This is a genomic window from Halorubrum shenae (assembly GCF_051194165.1).
Lineage (GTDB): Archaea > Halobacteriota > Halobacteria > Halobacteriales > Haloferacaceae > Halorubrum.
Genome location: NZ_JBLZNI010000001.1, coordinates 390,885 through 408,587 on the forward strand (window position 1 = coordinate 390,885; position 17,703 = coordinate 408,587).

The window sequence follows — 17,703 nt, forward strand, 5'->3', positions numbered from 1 at the left end:
CAGACAAATCGATAGGGTCCCGAGAGTAATTTTCGAGACAAGTTGATACTGACAGGTGGGGAGTAGTGAGCCAGAAATATGTTTGATAATTTTGATATACAGAAAGATTATGTGTTATTGCCATTACATCAGAGGTACTGTGTTCAACGACTGGGGAAAACAGAAACAAGAGGAAATGTTCGAACTCTGGGAGACACAATTTCCAGACTATCTTTCAGGGTTTGAACTCTTTACTAGCCCGCTCAGACACAATGCGTCGGCAGTAATTATTGGGTACAATGCTGGTGGGGGCAATCGTGACGCCACTGAACTAAATTCATATATGGGTCAATTTGTGGGTGAAAATCCTGATTTCAACCCACCTGATAAAGGCCACTACGAGGAAGGAGAACGAGGTTATCGCGTAGCTGGCAGCATACGCAAGCACTTCTTCAGTGGTAAACGCCATCTCCTACCAGACGCCGTAGAAACAAATCGATACTTCCTCCGTACGGAGGATAAAGCGCATCATCAGGATGTTATCGATTCAGCCAGCGAAGAGGCTCAAGCAGAGTATAGACAGTTTTGTCGTGAGACTATTCGCGAATTGATTGTTCGTAGCAACCCAAGCGTTGTCCTAGATTTTAGCGGGGAATACACAGCAAGTGAATTTTGTGAGGATCTAGAATTCAGCTACGAACACACGGAGATTCACCAGGAGAGAGATGAGAAAGACTTCGCAGCGGAAGTCAGCGTAGCAAGGATAACCGAGGAACCCGAATCTATTGTCCTGTCGATCAAACCACATCCATCTCATCCATGGCTAGCAAGTGAGCACCTGGAATTTTTCCAAGAAACGGTTCCTCAATACCTTCCTGAGACTTCTGGGTCTCACTAAATACTTCTAGATAGCAGTTCTCTAATTACGCGTTTGTAATTCAACGCTGCCTCTGTAAGCCACTACTGACTGGTATTTCAAGCGAGGATCGGTATCAACAGTTAGTCTCAGACAGGGCTATTAATCGGCGAAGTCGAGCGTGACCTGCTGCGCGTGACCGCCGATATCCGACTTCTCCTCCTCGAACTCTGAGAGGTCCATCCCGCCGCAGCGAAGCTTGTAGATGCGCTCTCGCTCGGCATCAGTAAGCTCGTGCTCGTAGACGCTCTGTTTGAGGTAGTAGCCCACCGACTCCGCCAGATACGGCGGAACCGCGTTCCCGATCTGCTGGCGGACCGAGACGAGCCCGCCGTCGAAGCGGTACCAGTCCGGGAACGTCTGCAGTCGTGCGCCCTCGCGAGGCGTGAGCCCGCGGTGCTGGAACGGGTGGATACACCGGGCGCTGGAGGGCTTCGACATGTTCGAGGTGATCGCGACGGCCGGCTCCTGCGAGTCGAGTCGGGAGTAGGAGTTGTGGTAGCCCGACGACGGCTGGAGCTCGTCCGGTATCTCGGTCCGGTTCCCGCCGTCCGAGATGTGCGAGATCATTTCGACCATGTCCTCGGTGTGGCTCGCCGCCTGGTGGTGGGTCAACTCCGTGGAATCGCCGCGGAGGTCCTCCTGAATCACGGTCGTCGGATCGGCGTCGTATTCTGTCTTCTCTTCGCCGGGGCCGACTTCGGGAAGGTCGCCGATCCCGGCGATCACGCCGGGCGTCTCGACCGGGTCGAGCTCGAAGCCGTCGAAGGGCAGCTCCGTGGTGGACTGCTTCGTCGCGAGCACGAGCAGACGGTGTCGCTGCTGCGGGACGCCGAAGTCGGAGGCCTTCACGACGCGGTAGCTGACGTCGTAGCCCATCTGGGCGAACGAGTCCTCGACGGCGTCGAGGAACTTCCCGTCGGCGGTGTTCTGCATCCCGCGGACGTTCTCGAAGAGGGCCGCTTTCGGATCGAGCTCGTTCACCCACGAGATGAAGTTGACGAAGAGGTGGTTCCGATCGTCGCTGCCGTCGGGGCTGACCACTTCGGAGAACCCCTGACAGGGCGGGCCGCCAGCGACGAGATCGACGGTATCGCGGCCGACGACGTCGGTGACGTCTTGGTTGTCGACCTCGCGGATGTCCTGCGTCAGTTCGGTCGGCTCCAGACCCTCGCGATTGTTCGCGAACGAGGCGCGGGCGTCGTCGTCGACCTCGACGCCGTGGACGAGCTCGAAGCCGGCCCGTTCGAGGCCGACGGAGAGCCCACCCGCCCCCGCGAACAGATCGACGTAGGTCAGGTCCTGCTCACTCATCTATTGGAGACTGCCGCTCAACCGTATTTAATCGTTGGTACTGGGGGAATGGTCGGTAAGGCAACTTTTCCGGGAGACGCTTCTCATGGGGACTCGGCGCGATTGGTGAAACAACAAACGTCAGCGTAGTGTGAGTTAATACTGATACGTTGGGGTAGGAGTTCATCGAAAATAATCACTTACGAATGTGTCTGTGAGTGGAATCGTCAAGATCATTGGAGTCGCCTCATAATGAAATGAATAGATTAATTTGATTGTGGGTAGACATTTGTCAGCATGGAATATGACTCTATCTGACAAAGATCGATCTAAAGCAAAGAGTACAGTTTCTCCATTTAATGCTCAAACTGGGTTGACTGATGATATGACTAATGTTATCTGGAATATGCTACAGGAATACTCGAACCGGTCAAATATACCAAGTGGTCTGGATATAGGTAAGAGAAAAATACAAAAAATATGCGACCAGAGGGATATCGGGCCGGTTACTTTGGATATTGAACACCGACTTTCGGCCGAAATTAGTGATTATTCTTTTACAGCCGAATATAAAGAAGGAGAAAAAGTTAGCAAATTGTCTAACGTGATCGAAGACTCTAGCTGTTCGTTTCCCGCGGTGGAACTCGGCATGGCGATGTTTGACCCTGATGGATACGATACTCAACCAGATGAGAACCACCATGCCCGAAAACTGACCGTCCTAGTGCTAGCTGTGAATCACAAAACTGTATTGTATTATGACCCCCTCCGGTATGGGAACACAAATACGAATCAGATCCATGGAATAGAGACTTCAGAGATCGATAAGCAGGAGTTCGTTAATGCATGGAAGGGGCGATCCGAAACGACTACGACTCTCTGGATCGAAGAAACTGAGCAGAGCCGCATACCGGAGTACAGCTAATGTCTAAAAGTTCAGAGGAAGATTCGCAGGAACGTTTTCTTCCACAAGCAATTACCGTCAGTCCTGCTGATGAGCAAAAAGATCCAGCGGACGCTATAGAATATAAGCTCCAACAGGTCTACGGAAGTGGTACATACCTTTCAGATTTCTATGTTGCTGACACTGGCTCGGTTGCGGTCACCATCGGTAATTCTTTTCCAAAGGATGTCAGTGATTGTAGACCAAACCGTGACCGCGTAATTAAATACATTGCTATTGATGAGATTGCTGAACTCTCCGGCGAGTATGATGAAGGTATATACAACATTCAGCTGGAGTCTAGGGCATCTGTTCAAGATGGATTTGACAATGCAAAGGAAAGATTGCGAAATGAGCTTGACCATGCTATGGCTAATGCGATCTATAAGAAGATCGCGACCACTCCAGCTGTGGAAAACCAGCTCAATCCTATTAAACAGATATTACGATGGACCCGACTTTACCAACCGGTAGCATTTGCAGAGGTAAAAAAAGCACAGGGTAAGGAAGGTGACAAGACACTTAAATACGTACAAATTCTTCAAGAGCTTGGATTTATTGAGCATCGTGATGGTAATCTGTATCCCCAGAGACCGCTAGAAAAGTACGATTTAGGGGATGTAGAGGGTGATGAATTTAACGAGCGAATACTAGCTGAGGTAATTGAGCAGGGCTTTCACCGCCTCAGTAGTGATCTACAGTTGGGTATTCTCAAACATCTCCCGAAGTTTGCCAACGGATACTACGTGGATGCAGTTGAGGCGAATAACCCAGAGCTTCATCTAGACTTGGAGTCTATCCAGGAGAATATGATTGAGTGGTATGGAAGTTCTGGACGTTACCATCGCTTCGAGTTGCGTGACAAGCTGAGTTTCTTAGTTCAAAATGATATTCTTGAACAGAGAGGAAAAGAAGAGGACGAAGAATCTGATGTTTACTATACAGCTAAGCCTTCTGTCTTCGAAAAGATGCAGCAGCCGTCTTTAGTGTGAGTCCATCTCGTCTTGTAGCTCGTCTTGTAGCTCGTCTATGAAACACTCTAGCTGATCCACATCGACATCTAGTATTCGTAGCTCAGGCCTGTATGCGCTATCTGTTTTCCATTCCTGCAGGCCAATTAAAATCGATTTGAGGGGTTCTTTTCTTTCGGTTGATTCTCTAAGATCATTAGCCACCGTGTTCGGGTTATATTCTAGTGTGACAGATATCTCTGAAAGTAACGAAATGTACCGCTTTGCGGGCTGTGAGGCATTTTTGTCGAGTCCTGATGAGGAGGCAATGACCCGCTGTTGAATATCTGTTAGCAAAGTTTGCTTGTGAGATGACGGATCGGCTTGGTCATCGTACAGCTTGTAGATCTTCTCCAAATCACGATCCAATTGGCTCAATACGGAGCTCGTTCGACTTCTATTAGTTTCTGGTATTAAATCTCCAAGCCACACATTTTCTAAGATCATAATATAGTTGCACACTATTGTAGAAATAATTGTATTATTTTTACTGATTTCACCAGACTGCCGAACATGATCGATTCTGTTCTCGGTGTATTCAGCATGGTGTTGAATAACATTTGTTAGCGGTTCAGAACTGTCATGTTCCGCAATATAAACTGCTAGTTCATCGTATCTTAACAAGACGGAATCCTTTTGATCATGGTCGAACTCGGCGATAGTTAATTTACGAAGGTTCCCAAGTTGTTCCACAACAAAAGAAACTTCATCTGCTCTTAGCAGTTTTACGAGAAGTTGTCGATGTGCGGCCGCAGTCAACTGAATCCTGCTAATTTCGTCTTTTGATCCGTATTCTACTGCTGTCGACCAATATTGAAGAATTCGTTCTAAGTCTAGGTCGTTTGTGTGTAATTTTATATACTGTTCATGACGGGTGCGTAAGAATTTATTCGGGGTGATCAAGCGATCAATAGCTTTCCACAGTTGGTATATCGATTGTTGGGCAGTGTATTCATCATCCTCGTCGTGAGCTGCCAGCAGTATTCTCTCGATAGTAAGTAGCGGTGTCCGTGTAGGCGAGGAAAGTGTTGATTTTGAAGTGTCACTTTCTTTATTGAATGTAGATGTAGATACACTCGCTGCTGTCCTCTCAAGTAAGTGTTCAGGAGTGGTGAGTTCAGCCAGCAATTCGCGCGCGACTAAGAGAGATAATAGTGAAGCAGTAGTTAATCCAGCCCCTATCCCAAATACAGTATTCCAGTCGGTAGGGAAAATTGAGACCGGACCTGGGAGAGACTGACTGTGGATGAAATAGACGTTCGAAAGAATTGCCAATATATAGAAACATAGTAACCCAGCAAACCAGCGGGATTTGCTTAATTGTTCTAGGGTTAGTGGTGTAAACTGCGAGGCACTAACTTGTGAAGCGAGGACGAATATGGAAAACACAATACCCACAAAAGCGCCCTGAACAGTGGCCATCGTTGCGAAGGGCTGCTTACCTACTTCAGATCCACTCGTAATGTGAGCAAATAAGCCGCCAATTAAAAGAGAAACTACGCCAATTGCCAATATGGCGGATATCTTTCGATTCACGAGTTAGTATGATATACTATTGTTAGAACATTTATTTACTGGTATTATACTGAGTACAGTGAAACCCCGCCTACCAACCCGACCAGTAGCATGAGGGAATCGGGAATTAGGCACAGGAACATCCGGACGGAAATAAACGTCCTCACTGAGGAAATGCTGTGCCTACGTGGTGATCGACCAGTAGATCTCAATACGAAGGCTAGCGGCTGTCATCGGATAACACTACAAATCACTCGGAAAGCGTGCCGATTTCAAACGCGTCAACGAATTCGAAACACCGCTCACGTAGCTTTGGGCGTTCCCGACGTGGAGACCGCTTCGAAGATTGCTCTCGCGCCAAATCTCGGATCACGGAACGGAGGGGACTGTGTTTCGCGTAAGTCGGATCCTCACCCTCTCCAGCAGTATACTTTACCCACGTCCAACCGTCAGTTGCGATTCCGACAAGCGGTCGGGATGTGGCAAGATCCAAGTACTCAACTGATTCGGACCGGGCCTTCGAAATGTCATTTGGACGCTTGATTTCGCCGATCACAGTGACATTACCGTTAGTCACCGTAAAGTCGGGAATACGTCCTTCGAGCCCGTCAAACCCCTTCGGCTGGGGTCGGTAGTCGTACCCCAGTACATCGGCAACATCTCGAACCAGATGTTCTTCAATAAATCGTTCCGGCGCTTGGTCGATCTGTCTTCCATCAAGGGTGGCTGAGCCGTACAGTACATTTTTCGCGTGGTCTGACGGGACGCGGTCATTGAATACTCCGATGAACCGCTCGATGGCACGAATGACGCGTTGCGCTCTCGGGTCGTTCTGTCGTGTGTCAAAATTCGATTGGTCCATATTTAGGTAGTCAACGTCCAGTCGCGAGGTCGTTCAGCGTACGGCGGTCGCGGCTTCGGCTCGGGTCGCCGAAGTTCGGCGTCGACGCCGCCTTCCAGATACAGCTCGCCCCACTGTGTAATCTCGAACGTGTCGGCGTCGGCGGAGTCGATGAAGGGCTCGATTAGGTCCGCGTGAGCGAGTACACGACAGCGCTCGATCAGCTGCGCTTGGTTCGCGTTGAACTGGAGATCGGCAGCCATCGTCGCTGGGGAGGCCCACTCCTCTTCGTGGAGGTGTTCGAGGATACGATCGTCTAGCGAACACATCCAGATACCAGTCTGGCGCATCGTTAGGCAGACGCCTCGCCTTCGCCTCCATTTTCCTCATTCAATTCGGCTGCGTCAAGATCGCCGTCCAGGTACTGCTCTCCTTGAGGCGTAATAACGTAGACTCCATTTCCTAGTGCCCGAAGTAGTCCCCGCTCGGCTAACTTTTTGCACCGACGGGAAACGTGAGAGTTCGAGATATGGAAATTACGGTGATCTGCGATTTCTCCAACCCCCCCACCGTTATTCTCTAAGACGTATTCCAGGATTCGATCATCCCAGATAGTCATCCAATCTGCAGATTGCCTCATTAAATCACCATTGGGTACCATCTCAACTAATCGTACGCAATATCCCATTTACGAACATATAATACCTAGAAACATCAGCATAACATTTATGCAGAGCCTCCCCATTGGTGGAGGTACGGAGCCCGAGTGACGAACCCTCGGCTAGTGAGAATGTGTAGGAATCCCGGTCGCGGCGTTCCAGCGCCCGACCGGGTCGGGTTCTGTGAGACAGCACAGAACCATGCTGATGATGGCAACTGCGGGGCTTAAGCCCTGCGCGACGACCGACGAACCGAGCGAAAACACCGACGGGGGCTGCGCGTTCTGCCCAGCGCCGGCCGACGGCTTCGATGCCGAGCGCGGCGTCGCCGTCTGTCGCGACTGCGCGGAGGAAGAATGACGGACGACGACCTCCGCGAGGCCGTCGAGTCGCTGCCCGACGCCGACCCCGACAGCCTCGTGCAGCTCGACAGCGGCCGCGGCCACTTCGTGTTCAACGCCGACGCCGACGAGCAGGATGTCGACGAGATCGACGACGTCCTCGAAGACGCCGGCTACGAGCGCGACGGCCACCTCCCGGTGCCGGGAATGGTCCAGCAGAACTTCCGCCCGATCGAGGAGGAGGACGGCGAATGAGCGCGAGCTCTGCCGCCGAGGCCGACACCCTCGCCGATCTCACCGCTTTCCAGCGCGATCTCCTGTGGGCGCTCTCACACGAGAACGCCCGCAAAGGGCTCTCGCTGAAGGCGGAACTCGCCGACTACTACGGCGAGGAACTCAACCACAGCCGCCTCTACCAGAACCTCGACAAGCTCGTCGAGCGCAGCCTCGTCGCCAAGCAGGCGCGCGACAAGCGGACCAACGAGTACCGCCTCACCGAGTCGGCCCGCCGCGCCCTCGAAGCTCGACGCGCGTGGCAGGCGGGAGGTGACGAATGAGGTTCACGCGCATCGCGGACGGCGAGACGACCGCCTACACGGTCGGCGTCGAGCGCCTCGACCCGGACGACGATCCGGAGCTGGAGCCCGCGGGCTACCACTCGCCCCAACTCCTCTACGCGGTGATGACGTCCGGCGCGGTCGTCACGGACTACGACGTCCACCGCCTCGCTCGGAATCTACCGGGTGACGCGGGCTGGGTCGTCGACGCGCTCCGTGATCTCGACTACGACGAGTTCGACGCGCCGGAGCCAAATCCGTGACCCTACCCGTCAAAGTCGAACTGCGGACGTCGAGTGGGCGCCACGTCGAGACGGTCGAGGTCGGCCCGCTCGCGACGGACGCCGCAGCGATCGACATGGCTCGCCGGCAGGCCGGGATCTCGGGCGCCGAGTTCAACACTGGGGTGGTGCTCGCGTGAGCGACCGGCTCTGGCACTGCAGCCAGTGCGACCGGCTCGTGAACCGGTTCGTAAACGGATGGACCTGTCCGGACTGCGGCGGGAAGCCGTCGGACGGGATGCTCTCGACGGAGCGAGGGCCATGACGAGCAGGCAGGCACCGGAGGAGATGTCGGTGCGGAAGGCCGCACAGCGGTACCTCCGGCGGCGGCGAGCCGATGCCACGGAGGCGACCGTGAAGTCGTGGAAGTACCGCCTCAAGCTCTTCGTGGAGTGGTGCGAGGGAATCGGGCTCGACCACGTCGGCCAGCTTCGCGGCTACGACATCGACGAGTACTACGAGATCCGCAGCGCGAAGGTCGCGCCGGCGACGCTCGAAGGCGAGATGTGGACGATGCGGATGTTCGCGGAGTACCTCGAGCAGATCGACGCCGTCGAAGACGGCCTCAGCGACTCGGTCCGCATCCCGGACATCAACCCGGAGGACCGCGCCGACGAGACGAGCCTCTCGACGCCGGCGGCGATGAGGCTGATCGAGTACTACCGTGCGTCAGAGCAAGACTGCGCCAGCAGAGCCCACGCCTTCCTGGAGCTGGCGTGGTACACCGGAGCCCGCCAGAGCGGCCTGCGTGCGCTCGACGTCCGCGACCTGAACGCGCGCTTCGACGAGGACGAACAGAGCTGGGTGGAGTTCCGGCATCGCCCGGATACGGACACGCCGCTGAAGAACAATCGACGCGGAGAGCGGCCGGTCGGCGTCCCCGACGAGGTCGCCCGCGTCGTCAGCGAGTACGTGCGAGAGAACCGGTTCGACACGCGGGACGATCACGGCCGTAAGCCGCTCATAGCGAGCGCGAAGGGGCGGCCGACGGAGAACACCGTCCGAGTGTGGAGCTACGGCGCTACGCAGCCGTGCGTCGCCGGAGGCTGTCCACACGACAAGGACCCGGACACCTGCGAGTGGACGCAGTACGCGAACCTGAGCAAGTGCCCGTCGTCGAGATCTCCGCACCCGATACGAACGGGATCGATCACCTGGCAACTGAACCAAGGGATCCCGCCGGAGGTCGTCGCGGAGCGAGTCGACGCGACGGTGAAGACGATCGAGAACCACTACGACTGGGCCTCGAAGGAGGACCGGTGGCGGCGGTACCGAGACCGGATGGAACAGCGGCAGGACTACGTCGATCAGCTGACGGAAAACGAGGATTTCGACAATGAACTCAACTGAGCGGAACGACGGAGGAGAACAGTTTGAGCCGGCTACGAATACGGCTAGATGTACATCGTGCCGGCCCACTTCCCGCACTTTTGATCGACTCAGTCTGTGAGTGTACTCTGTCGCACGATCGCAAGCCAATGATAGGTACTCTTCGAGTAACGCACTCTTCCGCATGACCAGCAAGAAACCGCTGACACGGCTGGCAGACGACATCGCGACTATCATCCCGACTGTCGATCGAAACACCGAGGGACAGTACGGAGACGGGATCGGCTCTGAAGACGAACCGCGACAGGTGGAACTCCTCGTCGACGAGCTACAACGACACAGCTCGGCGTATGAAGGCACCCAGTTGGAGGTTCGCTATCCCGATAGCGCCGAGAGCTGCGATCTCGTTCTCCCGGACGGGACCCCGATCGAGTGCAAGCTGCTCCGATACTGGCGGGCGAACGGCGATCCGGAGGACTCGATGCCGATGCGAGTCTTCAGCCCGTTTCACGAACACACGCTGCTGAGTGACGCCCAGAAGCTGCGCGAGTCGGGGTTCGATCGAGACGGGGGACTGCTCGGGCTGTTCTACAAGCGGTCAGATGACGACCCCAAAACCGTCGTGAATCTTCCCGAACAGTATACGGCGGAGCGGATGGCCGACAAGACGGCTCACGATATCGAGTACTGGTTCGATATCGACGTCGACGTGTGTGGGGTTGCGGAGTTCGACGGCCTGCAGCATCTGGTGCAGGCGCAAGGGGCGGCGATCACGTGGCAGATCGAGTCGTAGAAGTAGCACCTTCAACTGCGGTCTGTGTGGGTGGATTTTGTCTCCATTCCCCCTGTATCGCCTATGAACACAAATTTATTCGAGGTTAGGCAGACTATCTCGGCGAGTATGTCCTGAAGGGGAAGTCTCAAAAACTAATTTCGGACCTCCCAGAACGTTTTATCACCGCTCGCGAATACCGAGAACTCGAAGACCCAGTAGAGCGGTGCTGTTCCCTCTGGTACCTCATAGGGCAGTTCGCCGCGGCGGGTTTCACCGTCGCTCAGCGGTGTTCCTTCATCGAACGCGCGGTCAAGCCCGGTTGTCGCTGTCAAGCTTTCCTGATACGTATACCCCTCGCCGTCTTTGAGCATCATCTGGAGTACCGTCGAGAACTGCTGTTCTTCTCCAGTGTTGTTCGTTATACTGATGTCGACGACAACAAACTCGTTCCCCTCGTCCGGTTCGGAAAACTGACCGAGCGATGACTCTGTGCGTACATCGTTAACAGAAACGGTAACATCCTGATAGCCGACCTCTTCGCCGAGACTGTACGTGTCGACGCCGAGGTTTTGCTCAAGATCAGCGATAGACGCTGCCTCTTCCTCTAGGTTGATGCGGGCACGGTCGATGCCACCAATGATCGAAGCGTCGAGATCGAACACCAACTGAAGCCCAGACGCATCCTCTGGCACTTCGAACGTGACCGTCCCGCGCTCAACCTCTCCGGGCGCAAACTGCCCCGCGTTGAACGTGTTGCCCCCACCACCGGTGATCGCCTGGTCGTATTGATAATCCTCGTTATCACGAAGCCGTGTCTGGAGGAGATTGCTCACTGAAACGTACCCATCGCTCACATTCTTGAGCGCGAGTGATACGACGACAAACTCGTTACCAGCGTCCGGCTCAGAGAATCGTCCGAGGCTTGAAGCTCGCTCGACGTCTTCGACGACGAGGTGGAGCTGGTCGCCTTCAACAAGTTCACCGACAGTCGCGCTTACTTGCTCTGGATCAGCGTCTTCGTTGTCGCTACCGTCAGTGCCAGAGTCAGAGCTATCCGTTGAGCTATCACTGCTATCACTGCTATCACTGCCATCGCTTGTCGGTTCCGGCTCTTCGTCAGTTTCACCGGAGCAACCGGCTAATGAGAGCGCCATACCACCAGATATTGTCGCGAGTACATGTCGCCTATCCATGTAATATAATCAGGAAGACATCTGTGGTAAATCTATGTGCGATTCTTGTCTGGTAATTCTGATGATATGTGTTTGAGTGATGGAAACACTTGCTGGATACAGAGAATGGGCGATGTTTGGTGTGATCATGCTCCTCGCATACTTTGCACAATAATTCGGCGGTCAAGAGCGGATCGCGCCGAGGAGCTCGACGCCAAGATCGAGCAGACGGACCGGCTCATCGACGAGATCGTCTACGAGCTATACGGGCTGACCGACGAAGAGATCGAGATCGTCGACGACGGCGACGCGAAGCACAAGCGAGAGCAGATCGAGACCGACCTGATCAGCGCACACTGGCTGGCGAGTAGAGAAGCGCCACGAGACCAGTTCTGATAGGTATCGGAGCTACGTGAGCGGTCTACTAATTTGGCCAGTCCTCACGGCCATGTCTATCAGTATCGCCGTCGAATTCATCTAACGGTTCATCATACAGGTAGTATTGAAGATTAGCTCCGACGTGCCAAGCGGTAACCTCTGAGTCCGTATCTTCTAACACGATTTCTGGTTGACCGTAATACGCCCCATCGCTAACACACGAACCACCGCCTTCATCGAAACCGCACCTGTCTGCGTCGTATGCGTAGGTGATAATGAAGTGAGCCTTTTCAGGCGAATCGACAGCTTGCCACCGGAAGCCGTGCTCAACGTTTAGATCATCGCGGTCCTTAGCGAAGTGATCAAGGGCAGTTTCCATTGAGCGCCGCTGGGAACTGGGTAACTGCCCCTGAACAGTTCGGAAGTAGACGTTGGTAGTATTCGGAGACACTGGACTACTCATGTTGCTCATAATATACTGCGGCTGCTGAGAGTGATTGAGACCGTGATTGTGGCCAAATTCGTGAATAATCGTATCTTCCATCCGTGGATCTGAGAGATTGTATTGGACCTCTGACTGAACAGTGGGATATGACTCCTGTGGGCCTGTGAGGTCACCACAACCGAGAATTCGTCTCTGGGTACGGTCGTGGATACCGCACCGATCGACGTTGGTGAACACGAGAGTTTGATCAGCGAGACTTTCGGTGTCAGTCCGCTCGTACTCGATCTCGTATCCCAAATATCGCTGATCGTTCTGTTCCCAATAAGTGGTAGCACTTTCAACGACGCTTGAGATATTACGATCGACGGCCGAATCGTTCACGTACAGAGTCACATTCTCTGAACCGTACGGGCTCGGGTGAATGAGAGTGAAGCCCGTGCGTTCGTTCTCACCCCCTACATGAACCTCGATATCATATTTATCCTGATCTAAGGTCAGTAGCTCAGTTTTGATATTGACGGATTTCGTCTCACCTGCCTCAAGCTGCACAGAGTCCTTGACGACACGAGTGCCAGCCACTGTGATATAGTAGTCTTCTTCGCCAGCTGCATCGCCCGTATTTTTGAAAACGACGGATCCGTTGAGTGTAGAATTGTAATCAATCTCGGTGGGAGCGTTAATCGCAGAGATTGTAATCTCGGCTTTTCCCGGGTCTGTCTCTTCGGTGGAGGCGTCCGTCTCAACGCTAGGCTGTGTCGTGTTGTCTGTCGTACCACCTGCGAATCCCCCACAACCCGCGAGTAAGAGAATAGCAACTACGGCCAGAACGTAGTGTAAACGCATTATCTAATTGGATTAGACACCCAAACATAATACTAATGAAAGATCATCGGAACATGAACGACACCGAGATAGAGTATTTGTCGACGTCGGGATCACGGACCTCACGGAGCAGGAGGCGGACCTGATCGAGCACTTCGTTCCGGTCGCCGTCGACGAGGCGGGCGGATTCGCGAACTTCCGCGAGACGGCGACGAAGACGAACTCGCTCGTCGATCGGCTGAAGGCGATCGAGTTGCCGGCTGCCGACCACGTGGCCGACGATCTGGAGAACTACCTGCGGACGAAGAAGCGTGCCGAGGAGCTCGACGTCTGCGACCTGAACGCGCGCTTCGACGAGGACAAACAGAGCTGGGTGGAGTTCCGGCACCGGCCAGACAACCGACACGCCACACAAGAACAATCGACGCGGAGAGCGATCGGTCGGCATCCCCGAAAGTCGCACGCCCGGAAAGCGACCGAAAGAGCCCTCTGTGTCACCCCCACGTCCACTGCGAGTCGAGAACGAACCGGTAGAGCCCGCTGAGGAAGATGGCTATCGCGTTGGCGACGAGGTACAGTATCTCGCCCCACTCAACGAGCGCGTAGAGGACACCGATCTGGATCGGGATCGCCGTCCCACGGACGAGGTTCGTCTTGAGCAAGCCGCTGAGATACTCGGAGACGCCGGTGTTCTGACTCGCCTTGAACGTCCACGCGTTGTTGAACACGTACGAGAGGACGATCGTGATCTCGATGGCGATCGTCGCGCCGATCAGGTAGTTCACCCCGGCCATGTCGACGAACAGCCACAGGAGGCCCATCTGTATCCCCGCGGTGAACGCGCCGACGATGACGAACCGACGCATCTGGACGGCGAACGGTCCGCTGACGAGATTGCGGATGGTCCCCCGGATCATCACCGATAGCCGAGCGCCTCGAGCCGGGCCTCGAGGTCCTCGTCGACCTCGCCATCGTCCGACGCGCCTCCCTCCCGATCCCGAAGCTCCGCGACGTGCTCGGCCGCGATCGGCGCGAACCGTTCGACGACCGCCAGCGCTTCGTCGGACGGGTCCGCGGAGAGATCCTCCTGTTGCGTGGGGTCCGAGGGCCGGTGGTACAGCTCGGTAGTGCCGTCGTCGGCGTTCTCGATGTACGCCCACTCGTCGTCGCGGACGCTGACGAGGAGGTCGCCGTCGGAAAGCGATCTGGGAATCGGCTGTTCGGTCACTTCCTCGCCCCGAACGGTGACGGAGACGACGGGGTCGTGATCGGGCGATTCGCCGCCGCTAACCGCCGACGTGAGGGATTCACCGCGCCACTCCGGAGGCGAGTCGACGCCGAGCAGGTCGGCGACGGTCGGCGGGATCGCGTCGAGACCGACGTGTTCGGACACGCGGCGACCGTCCTCGCCGGGGACGTTCACGATGAGGGGCACGTGAATCAGCTCGTCGTACAGCTTCGGGTAATGTGCGAGGTGACCGTGCTCTTGGAACTCCTCGCCGTGATCTCCGGCGACGACGATCGCGGTCTCGTCGGCGATCCCGGCCGCCTCAAGGCTGTCGAGAAGGCGCCCGACGCTGGCGTCGACCTGTCGCACCGTCGCCTGATACAGGGTCCGGAGCTCGCGAAGGGTCCGCTCGCCGACCTCCCAGCCGAGGCTCGTGCGGGTGTGGGCGTGGAGCATCCGGTGGGTGCCGAGCAGTCCGTCCGACACCTCGCGGATGTACCGCGGTGCGGGGACGTACGGCGTATGGGTGTCCATGTAGTGGACCCACAGGAAGAACGGCTCGTCGGTGTCGTCGACGAAGTCCGTCGCGGCGTCCTCGACGTCGAACATCCGCGAGGCGTCGAGGAAGGGTCGATCGTCGCCGGTTCCACGGAGCTTAGAACCGAAACGGCGGAACGGCGACGCGGCGAGCTGGATCCACGCCTCGACCGTCGGGTGCGCCGCGAGATACCGGCTGTACCGGCTCGACCCGACGCTCGTGACGAACGGCTCGAACTCGCCGAACCCCTCGGGATACCCCCAGTGGGAGGTGAGGAACCCGTTAGCGGCGTTGAAGCCCCCCGTCGCAACCCCCGCTTCGGAGAGCACCGATGCGAGCGTCCGAGCGTCTTGCACGCCGATGTCGCCGTTCCGGGCGAAGACGGGCTCAGAAGCGAGTATCGAGGGGAACGAGAACGGGGTCCAGTTACCGGTCGCGAACGACCGGTCGAAGACGGTTCCGTCGGCGGCGAGATCCGAGAGCACCGGGGAGTGTCGGTCGTCGTCGTAAGGGCCGATCGCGTCCGCCCGGAGCGAGTCGATCGTGACGAGGAGGACGTTAGACACCTCCCCATCAGGGGATGCGGTCGATGCTGTTGTGTCCGAGGTCGACGTGTCCAATGCCATGTTATGTGAGACGAGATTCTGACGCCGTCGAATCGCAGGTCGGCCCGGCTGGCCTAGCCGGGTCCCTCTCCTGGAAAGAGGGGGACGAGAACGCCCGTCGAGTCGAGGGGCCAGCGAGGCCCTGCCGGCTCGTCGGGCCACCCGTCAGAATCACTAGTATACCCGATGGCGGTCTGCCAACGGCTTGAGGATTTCGGTCGCGAAGAAGACAGCGAACACTCGGCCCGACCGAAGATAGCTATTTGACGCTCGCGCGCCGAGAAAACCGCATGAGCGACACGTCGAGCGAGCCGAGCCGCGATGGAGAGCCGGTCGGAGACCGACGCCTCGGGGTCGAGGCGCTCGACGAGGCCGTGCCGTCGGACGAGATTCCCGAAGGCGTACCGGGCGAATCGCGGGCGGTCGACGTCGGCGACGTCCGGCTCCACGTCGTCGAGGCCGGGCCCGAAGACGGGAAGCTGCTGGTCCTGCTTCACGGCTTCCCGGAGTTCTGGTACGGCTGGCACGAGACGATCGCGCCGCTCGCCAACGCCGGCTACCGCGTCGTCGTTCCCGACCAGCGCGGCTACAATCTCTCGGAAAAACCGTCCGCCGTGAGCGACTACCGGATCGACACGCTGGCTCGGGACGTGGTCGGGTTGATCGACGCGTACGATCGCGAGACCGCCGCCGTAGCCGGCCACGACTGGGGCGCCGCGGTGGGCTGGTGGCTCGCCCTCCACCACGCCGACCGCGTCTCGGAGTTCGTCGCGGTCAACGTGCCGCATCCGACCGTCTTCGAGCGCGCGCTCCGAACCTCGTGGGACCAGCGGCTCAAGAGCTGGTACGTGATCGCGTTCCAGCTCCCGAAGCTCCCCGAGGCGGTCGCCAGCGCCGGAAACTGGCGCCTCGCCGTGCGGGGGCTCCGGGACTCAAGCGATCCGGGGACGTTCAGCGAGGAGGACTTCAGACGCTACCGCCGCGCGTGGAACCGCGAGGGAGCGTTCGAGGCGATGGTGAACTGGTACCGGGCGATCGTCCGCGACCGCCCGACGCCGACGGCCGAGACCGTCGAGGTCCCGACGCTCGTGATCTGGGGCGCGAAGGACCGATTCCTCTCCACGCGGCTGGCCGGCGAAAGCGTCGATCACTGCGCCGACGGTCGGCTCCGTATCCTCGACACGGCGACCCACTGGGTCGTCCACGAGGAGCCCCACCGGGTCGCAGACGCGATCGCCGACCACGCCGATCCGCTGCCGCCGGGCGCACGGGAGTAGCGCGCCAAACGCCTTTTATATAAACGCATGCGACGACAGGGTATGACGATCGATCGATACGCAGACGCCGTCGACGGGCTTTCGCCCGCCCCCGGAGAGGTCGAGACGTCGGAACTGGCCGTCACCGACGACGTGCTCGTCAAGGCGTTCGCGCTCGGGCCGGGCGCGACCGTCGAGCCGCACGAGCACGGCGACGCCACGAACGTCTTCCACGTCCTCGAGGGGACGCCGACCCTAATCCGCGGGGACGACGAGGCGTCGCTCGCGGCGCCCGCGGTCGTCCTGAACGAGCGCGGAACCGTCCACGGCGCCCGGAACGACACCGACGAGCGCGCCGTCATCACGGCCAGCCTCTGCCCGCTCCCCTGATGGACGGCGAGATCGATCCCGACGAGCTGGCAGCGCTGCTCGATGACGGCCCCGACGGCGGCGAATCGGTGTCCGACACCCTCCGGATCGTCGACATCCGCGATCAGCGCGCGTTCGACCGCGGGCATATCCCCGACAGCGAGTGTATTCCCTTCCCGGAGCTGACGACCCGAATTGCGGAGGTGGAGGGCGCCGAGCGGATTGTCACCGTCTGTCCCCACGGCGTCGCCAGTCAACAGGCCGCCCAGCTGATCGGGAGCTACGCGGGAACGCAAGACGCGCGCGTCGAGAGCCTCCGCGGTGGCATCGAGGCGTGGGAACGCGACGCGGGCGCGTTGGTTCCGACGAACGCCGGCGAGGCCGCGACCCCGACCGAAGACGCCGACGAAGGACCTAACGCGCCCTTTTAAAGGTTTTTCCGTCCTCAGCT

The 17,703-nt window shown here is 57.2% G+C and carries 22 protein-coding genes and 2 pseudogenes; 15 read left to right on the plus strand and 9 right to left on the minus strand.

Features of this window, described 5'->3' with window-relative positions:
• Window positions 1-139: 139 nt before the first annotated feature.
• Window positions 140-877 (plus strand): hypothetical protein, encoded by a 738-nt coding sequence (locus ACNS88_RS02075; protein WP_435093434.1) that lies wholly within the window; start codon window positions 140-142, stop codon window positions 875-877.
• Window positions 878-997: 120 nt separating this feature from the next.
• Here the strand turns inward: ACNS88_RS02075 and ACNS88_RS02080 are convergent, their stop codons facing one another.
• Window positions 998-2,209 carry a DNA cytosine methyltransferase gene (locus ACNS88_RS02080; RefSeq protein WP_435093436.1) on the minus strand — a complete coding sequence of 404 codons (1,212 nt, stop codon included), beginning with the start codon at window positions 2,207-2,209 and terminating at the stop codon, window positions 998-1,000.
• A gap of 364 nt (window positions 2,210-2,573) precedes the next feature.
• On the opposite strand from ACNS88_RS02080, the gene ACNS88_RS02085 reads away from it, so the two are divergent.
• On the plus strand, window positions 2,574-3,113 hold the full coding sequence (locus ACNS88_RS02085) for a hypothetical protein (protein WP_435093438.1): 540 nt from the start codon (window positions 2,574-2,576) through the stop codon (window positions 3,111-3,113).
• The gene (locus ACNS88_RS02090) at window positions 3,113-4,123 is read left to right on the plus strand and encodes a hypothetical protein (RefSeq protein WP_435093440.1); all 1,011 of its coding nucleotides are present in this window, start codon (window positions 3,113-3,115) and stop codon (window positions 4,121-4,123) included. Before ACNS88_RS02085 ends, ACNS88_RS02090 begins: the two co-directional genes overlap by 1 nt.
• On the opposite strand, the gene ACNS88_RS02095 is transcribed toward ACNS88_RS02090, so the two are convergent.
• The 4 genes from ACNS88_RS02095 to ACNS88_RS17640 form a co-directional block, all read right to left on the minus strand.
• Window positions 4,115-5,677 (minus strand): hypothetical protein, encoded by a 1,563-nt coding sequence (locus tag ACNS88_RS02095; RefSeq protein ID WP_435093442.1) that lies wholly within the window; start codon window positions 5,675-5,677, stop codon window positions 4,115-4,117. The two genes, ACNS88_RS02090 and ACNS88_RS02095, sit on opposite strands and share 9 nt — an antisense overlap.
• Before the next feature lie 229 nt (window positions 5,678-5,906).
• Entirely contained in the window at window positions 5,907-6,518 is a 612-nt protein-coding gene (locus tag ACNS88_RS02100) for a hypothetical protein (protein WP_435093444.1), read from the minus strand.
• 2 nt (window positions 6,519-6,520) lie between these two features.
• Window positions 6,521-6,847 carry a winged helix-turn-helix domain-containing protein gene (locus tag ACNS88_RS02105; protein ID WP_435093446.1) on the minus strand — a complete coding sequence of 109 codons (327 nt, stop codon included), beginning with the start codon at window positions 6,845-6,847 and terminating at the stop codon, window positions 6,521-6,523.
• A gap of 2 nt (window positions 6,848-6,849) precedes the next feature.
• Window positions 6,850-7,185 carry a winged helix-turn-helix domain-containing protein gene (locus tag ACNS88_RS17640; protein ID WP_496923264.1) on the minus strand — a complete coding sequence of 112 codons (336 nt, stop codon included), beginning with the start codon at window positions 7,183-7,185 and terminating at the stop codon, window positions 6,850-6,852.
• Window positions 7,186-7,363: 178 nt separating this feature from the next.
• On the opposite strand from ACNS88_RS17640, the gene ACNS88_RS02110 reads away from it, so the two are divergent.
• The 7 genes from ACNS88_RS02110 to ACNS88_RS02140 all read left to right on the plus strand — a co-directional run bounded on the left by ACNS88_RS02110 (window position 7,364) and on the right by ACNS88_RS02140 (window position 10,457).
• Window positions 7,364-7,516: a hypothetical protein gene (locus ACNS88_RS02110; protein ID WP_435093447.1), complete on the plus strand. Its 153-nt coding sequence runs from the start codon at window positions 7,364-7,366 to the stop codon at window positions 7,514-7,516.
• A complete protein-coding gene (locus ACNS88_RS02115; RefSeq protein WP_435093449.1) occupies window positions 7,513-7,752 on the plus strand; it encodes a hypothetical protein in 240 nt (79 codons plus the stop codon). The genes ACNS88_RS02110 and ACNS88_RS02115 overlap by 4 nt, the downstream gene beginning before the upstream one ends.
• A complete protein-coding gene (locus ACNS88_RS02120; RefSeq protein WP_435093451.1) occupies window positions 7,749-8,054 on the plus strand; it encodes a helix-turn-helix transcriptional regulator in 306 nt (101 codons plus the stop codon). The genes ACNS88_RS02115 and ACNS88_RS02120 overlap by 4 nt, the downstream gene beginning before the upstream one ends.
• Window positions 8,051-8,317: a hypothetical protein gene (locus ACNS88_RS02125; protein WP_435093453.1), complete on the plus strand. Its 267-nt coding sequence runs from the start codon at window positions 8,051-8,053 to the stop codon at window positions 8,315-8,317. The genes ACNS88_RS02120 and ACNS88_RS02125 overlap by 4 nt, the downstream gene beginning before the upstream one ends.
• Window positions 8,314-8,475 carry a hypothetical protein gene (locus tag ACNS88_RS02130; protein ID WP_435093455.1) on the plus strand — a complete coding sequence of 54 codons (162 nt, stop codon included), beginning with the start codon at window positions 8,314-8,316 and terminating at the stop codon, window positions 8,473-8,475. Before ACNS88_RS02125 ends, ACNS88_RS02130 begins: the two co-directional genes overlap by 4 nt.
• A 121-nt stretch (window positions 8,476-8,596) precedes the next feature.
• Window positions 8,597-9,685, plus strand: a complete 1,089-nt coding sequence (locus tag ACNS88_RS02135; RefSeq protein ID WP_435093457.1) for a tyrosine-type recombinase/integrase — start codon at window positions 8,597-8,599, stop codon at window positions 9,683-9,685.
• Window positions 9,686-9,848: 163 nt separating this feature from the next.
• Entirely contained in the window at window positions 9,849-10,457 is a 609-nt protein-coding gene (locus ACNS88_RS02140) for a hypothetical protein (protein ID WP_435093459.1), read from the plus strand.
• Between the two features lie 134 nt (window positions 10,458-10,591).
• On the opposite strand, the gene ACNS88_RS02145 is transcribed toward ACNS88_RS02140, so the two are convergent.
• A complete protein-coding gene (locus tag ACNS88_RS02145) occupies window positions 10,592-11,593 on the minus strand; it encodes a DUF4352 domain-containing protein (RefSeq protein WP_435093461.1) in 1,002 nt (333 codons plus the stop codon).
• A 210-nt stretch (window positions 11,594-11,803) separates the two neighbouring features.
• On the opposite strand from ACNS88_RS02145, the pseudogene ACNS88_RS02150 reads away from it, so the two are divergent.
• Window positions 11,804-11,914, plus strand: a pseudogene (locus tag ACNS88_RS02150) (restriction endonuclease); the annotation flags it as partial.
• A 121-nt stretch (window positions 11,915-12,035) separates the two neighbouring features.
• Here ACNS88_RS02150 and ACNS88_RS02155 read toward each other — a convergent pair.
• Window positions 12,036-13,277 carry a hypothetical protein gene (locus tag ACNS88_RS02155; protein WP_435093463.1) on the minus strand — a complete coding sequence of 414 codons (1,242 nt, stop codon included), beginning with the start codon at window positions 13,275-13,277 and terminating at the stop codon, window positions 12,036-12,038.
• 91 nt (window positions 13,278-13,368) lie between these two features.
• Between ACNS88_RS02155 and ACNS88_RS02160 the strand changes: the two are divergent.
• Window positions 13,369-13,584: pseudogene (locus tag ACNS88_RS02160) on the plus strand (restriction endonuclease); the annotation flags it as partial.
• Window positions 13,585-13,750: 166 nt separating this feature from the next.
• Here ACNS88_RS02160 and ACNS88_RS02165 read toward each other — a convergent pair.
• Both ACNS88_RS02165 and ACNS88_RS02170 read right to left on the minus strand, forming a co-directional pair.
• Window positions 13,751-14,173 (minus strand): GtrA family protein, encoded by a 423-nt coding sequence (locus ACNS88_RS02165; protein WP_435093465.1) that lies wholly within the window; start codon window positions 14,171-14,173, stop codon window positions 13,751-13,753.
• Window positions 14,173-15,648 carry a sulfatase family protein gene (locus ACNS88_RS02170; RefSeq protein ID WP_435093467.1) on the minus strand — a complete coding sequence of 492 codons (1,476 nt, stop codon included), beginning with the start codon at window positions 15,646-15,648 and terminating at the stop codon, window positions 14,173-14,175. The genes ACNS88_RS02165 and ACNS88_RS02170 overlap by 1 nt, the downstream gene beginning before the upstream one ends.
• A 269-nt stretch (window positions 15,649-15,917) precedes the next feature.
• On the opposite strand from ACNS88_RS02170, the gene ACNS88_RS02175 reads away from it, so the two are divergent.
• From ACNS88_RS02175 to ACNS88_RS02185, 3 genes are read left to right on the plus strand one after another with little or no spacing between them, the layout of a single operon-like run.
• Complete coding sequence (locus ACNS88_RS02175; protein ID WP_435093469.1) at window positions 15,918-16,904, plus strand: alpha/beta fold hydrolase; 987 nt, start codon at window positions 15,918-15,920, stop codon at window positions 16,902-16,904.
• A gap of 42 nt (window positions 16,905-16,946) precedes the next feature.
• Window positions 16,947-17,273 (plus strand): cupin domain-containing protein, encoded by a 327-nt coding sequence (locus ACNS88_RS02180; protein ID WP_435093471.1) that lies wholly within the window; start codon window positions 16,947-16,949, stop codon window positions 17,271-17,273.
• Window positions 17,273-17,683, plus strand: coding sequence for a rhodanese-like domain-containing protein (locus ACNS88_RS02185; RefSeq protein WP_435093473.1), 411 nt, complete (start codon window positions 17,273-17,275; stop codon window positions 17,681-17,683). Before ACNS88_RS02180 ends, ACNS88_RS02185 begins: the two co-directional genes overlap by 1 nt.
• Window positions 17,684-17,703 lie beyond the last annotated feature (20 nt).

What these genes read in the sequence shown, in the direction of transcription:
- ACNS88_RS02165 (WP_435093465.1), bottom strand. Translation starts at nt 14,173, where the DNA reads ATGATCCGGGGGACCATCCGCAATCTCGTCAGCGGACCGTTCGCCGTC.
- ACNS88_RS02120 (WP_435093451.1), top strand. Translation starts at nt 7,749, where the DNA reads ATGAGCGCGAGCTCTGCCGCCGAGGCCGACACCCTCGCCGATCTCACC.
- ACNS88_RS02140 (WP_435093459.1), top strand. Translation starts at nt 9,849, where the DNA reads ATGACCAGCAAGAAACCGCTGACACGGCTGGCAGACGACATCGCGACT.
- ACNS88_RS02185 (WP_435093473.1), top strand. Translation starts at nt 17,273, where the DNA reads ATGGACGGCGAGATCGATCCCGACGAGCTGGCAGCGCTGCTCGATGAC.
- ACNS88_RS02135 (WP_435093457.1), top strand. Translation starts at nt 8,597, where the DNA reads ATGACGAGCAGGCAGGCACCGGAGGAGATGTCGGTGCGGAAGGCCGCA.
- ACNS88_RS02180 (WP_435093471.1), top strand. Translation starts at nt 16,947, where the DNA reads ATGACGATCGATCGATACGCAGACGCCGTCGACGGGCTTTCGCCCGCC.
- ACNS88_RS02125 (WP_435093453.1), top strand. Translation starts at nt 8,051, where the DNA reads ATGAGGTTCACGCGCATCGCGGACGGCGAGACGACCGCCTACACGGTC.
- ACNS88_RS02090 (WP_435093440.1), top strand. Translation starts at nt 3,113, where the DNA reads ATGTCTAAAAGTTCAGAGGAAGATTCGCAGGAACGTTTTCTTCCACAA.
- ACNS88_RS17640 (WP_496923264.1), bottom strand. Translation starts at nt 7,185, where the DNA reads ATGGGATATTGCGTACGATTAGTTGAGATGGTACCCAATGGTGATTTA.
- ACNS88_RS02105 (WP_435093446.1), bottom strand. Translation starts at nt 6,847, where the DNA reads ATGCGCCAGACTGGTATCTGGATGTGTTCGCTAGACGATCGTATCCTC.
- ACNS88_RS02110 (WP_435093447.1), top strand. Translation starts at nt 7,364, where the DNA reads ATGATGGCAACTGCGGGGCTTAAGCCCTGCGCGACGACCGACGAACCG.
- ACNS88_RS02085 (WP_435093438.1), top strand. Translation starts at nt 2,574, where the DNA reads ATGACTAATGTTATCTGGAATATGCTACAGGAATACTCGAACCGGTCA.
- ACNS88_RS02080 (WP_435093436.1), bottom strand. Translation starts at nt 2,209, where the DNA reads ATGAGTGAGCAGGACCTGACCTACGTCGATCTGTTCGCGGGGGCGGGT.
- ACNS88_RS02115 (WP_435093449.1), top strand. Translation starts at nt 7,513, where the DNA reads ATGACGGACGACGACCTCCGCGAGGCCGTCGAGTCGCTGCCCGACGCC.
- ACNS88_RS02100 (WP_435093444.1), bottom strand. Translation starts at nt 6,518, where the DNA reads ATGGACCAATCGAATTTTGACACACGACAGAACGACCCGAGAGCGCAA.
- ACNS88_RS02155 (WP_435093463.1), bottom strand. Translation starts at nt 13,277, where the DNA reads ATGCGTTTACACTACGTTCTGGCCGTAGTTGCTATTCTCTTACTCGCG.
- ACNS88_RS02175 (WP_435093469.1), top strand. Translation starts at nt 15,918, where the DNA reads ATGAGCGACACGTCGAGCGAGCCGAGCCGCGATGGAGAGCCGGTCGGA.
- ACNS88_RS02170 (WP_435093467.1), bottom strand. Translation starts at nt 15,648, where the DNA reads ATGGCATTGGACACGTCGACCTCGGACACAACAGCATCGACCGCATCC.
- ACNS88_RS02145 (WP_435093461.1), bottom strand. Translation starts at nt 11,593, where the DNA reads ATGGCGCTCTCATTAGCCGGTTGCTCCGGTGAAACTGACGAAGAGCCG.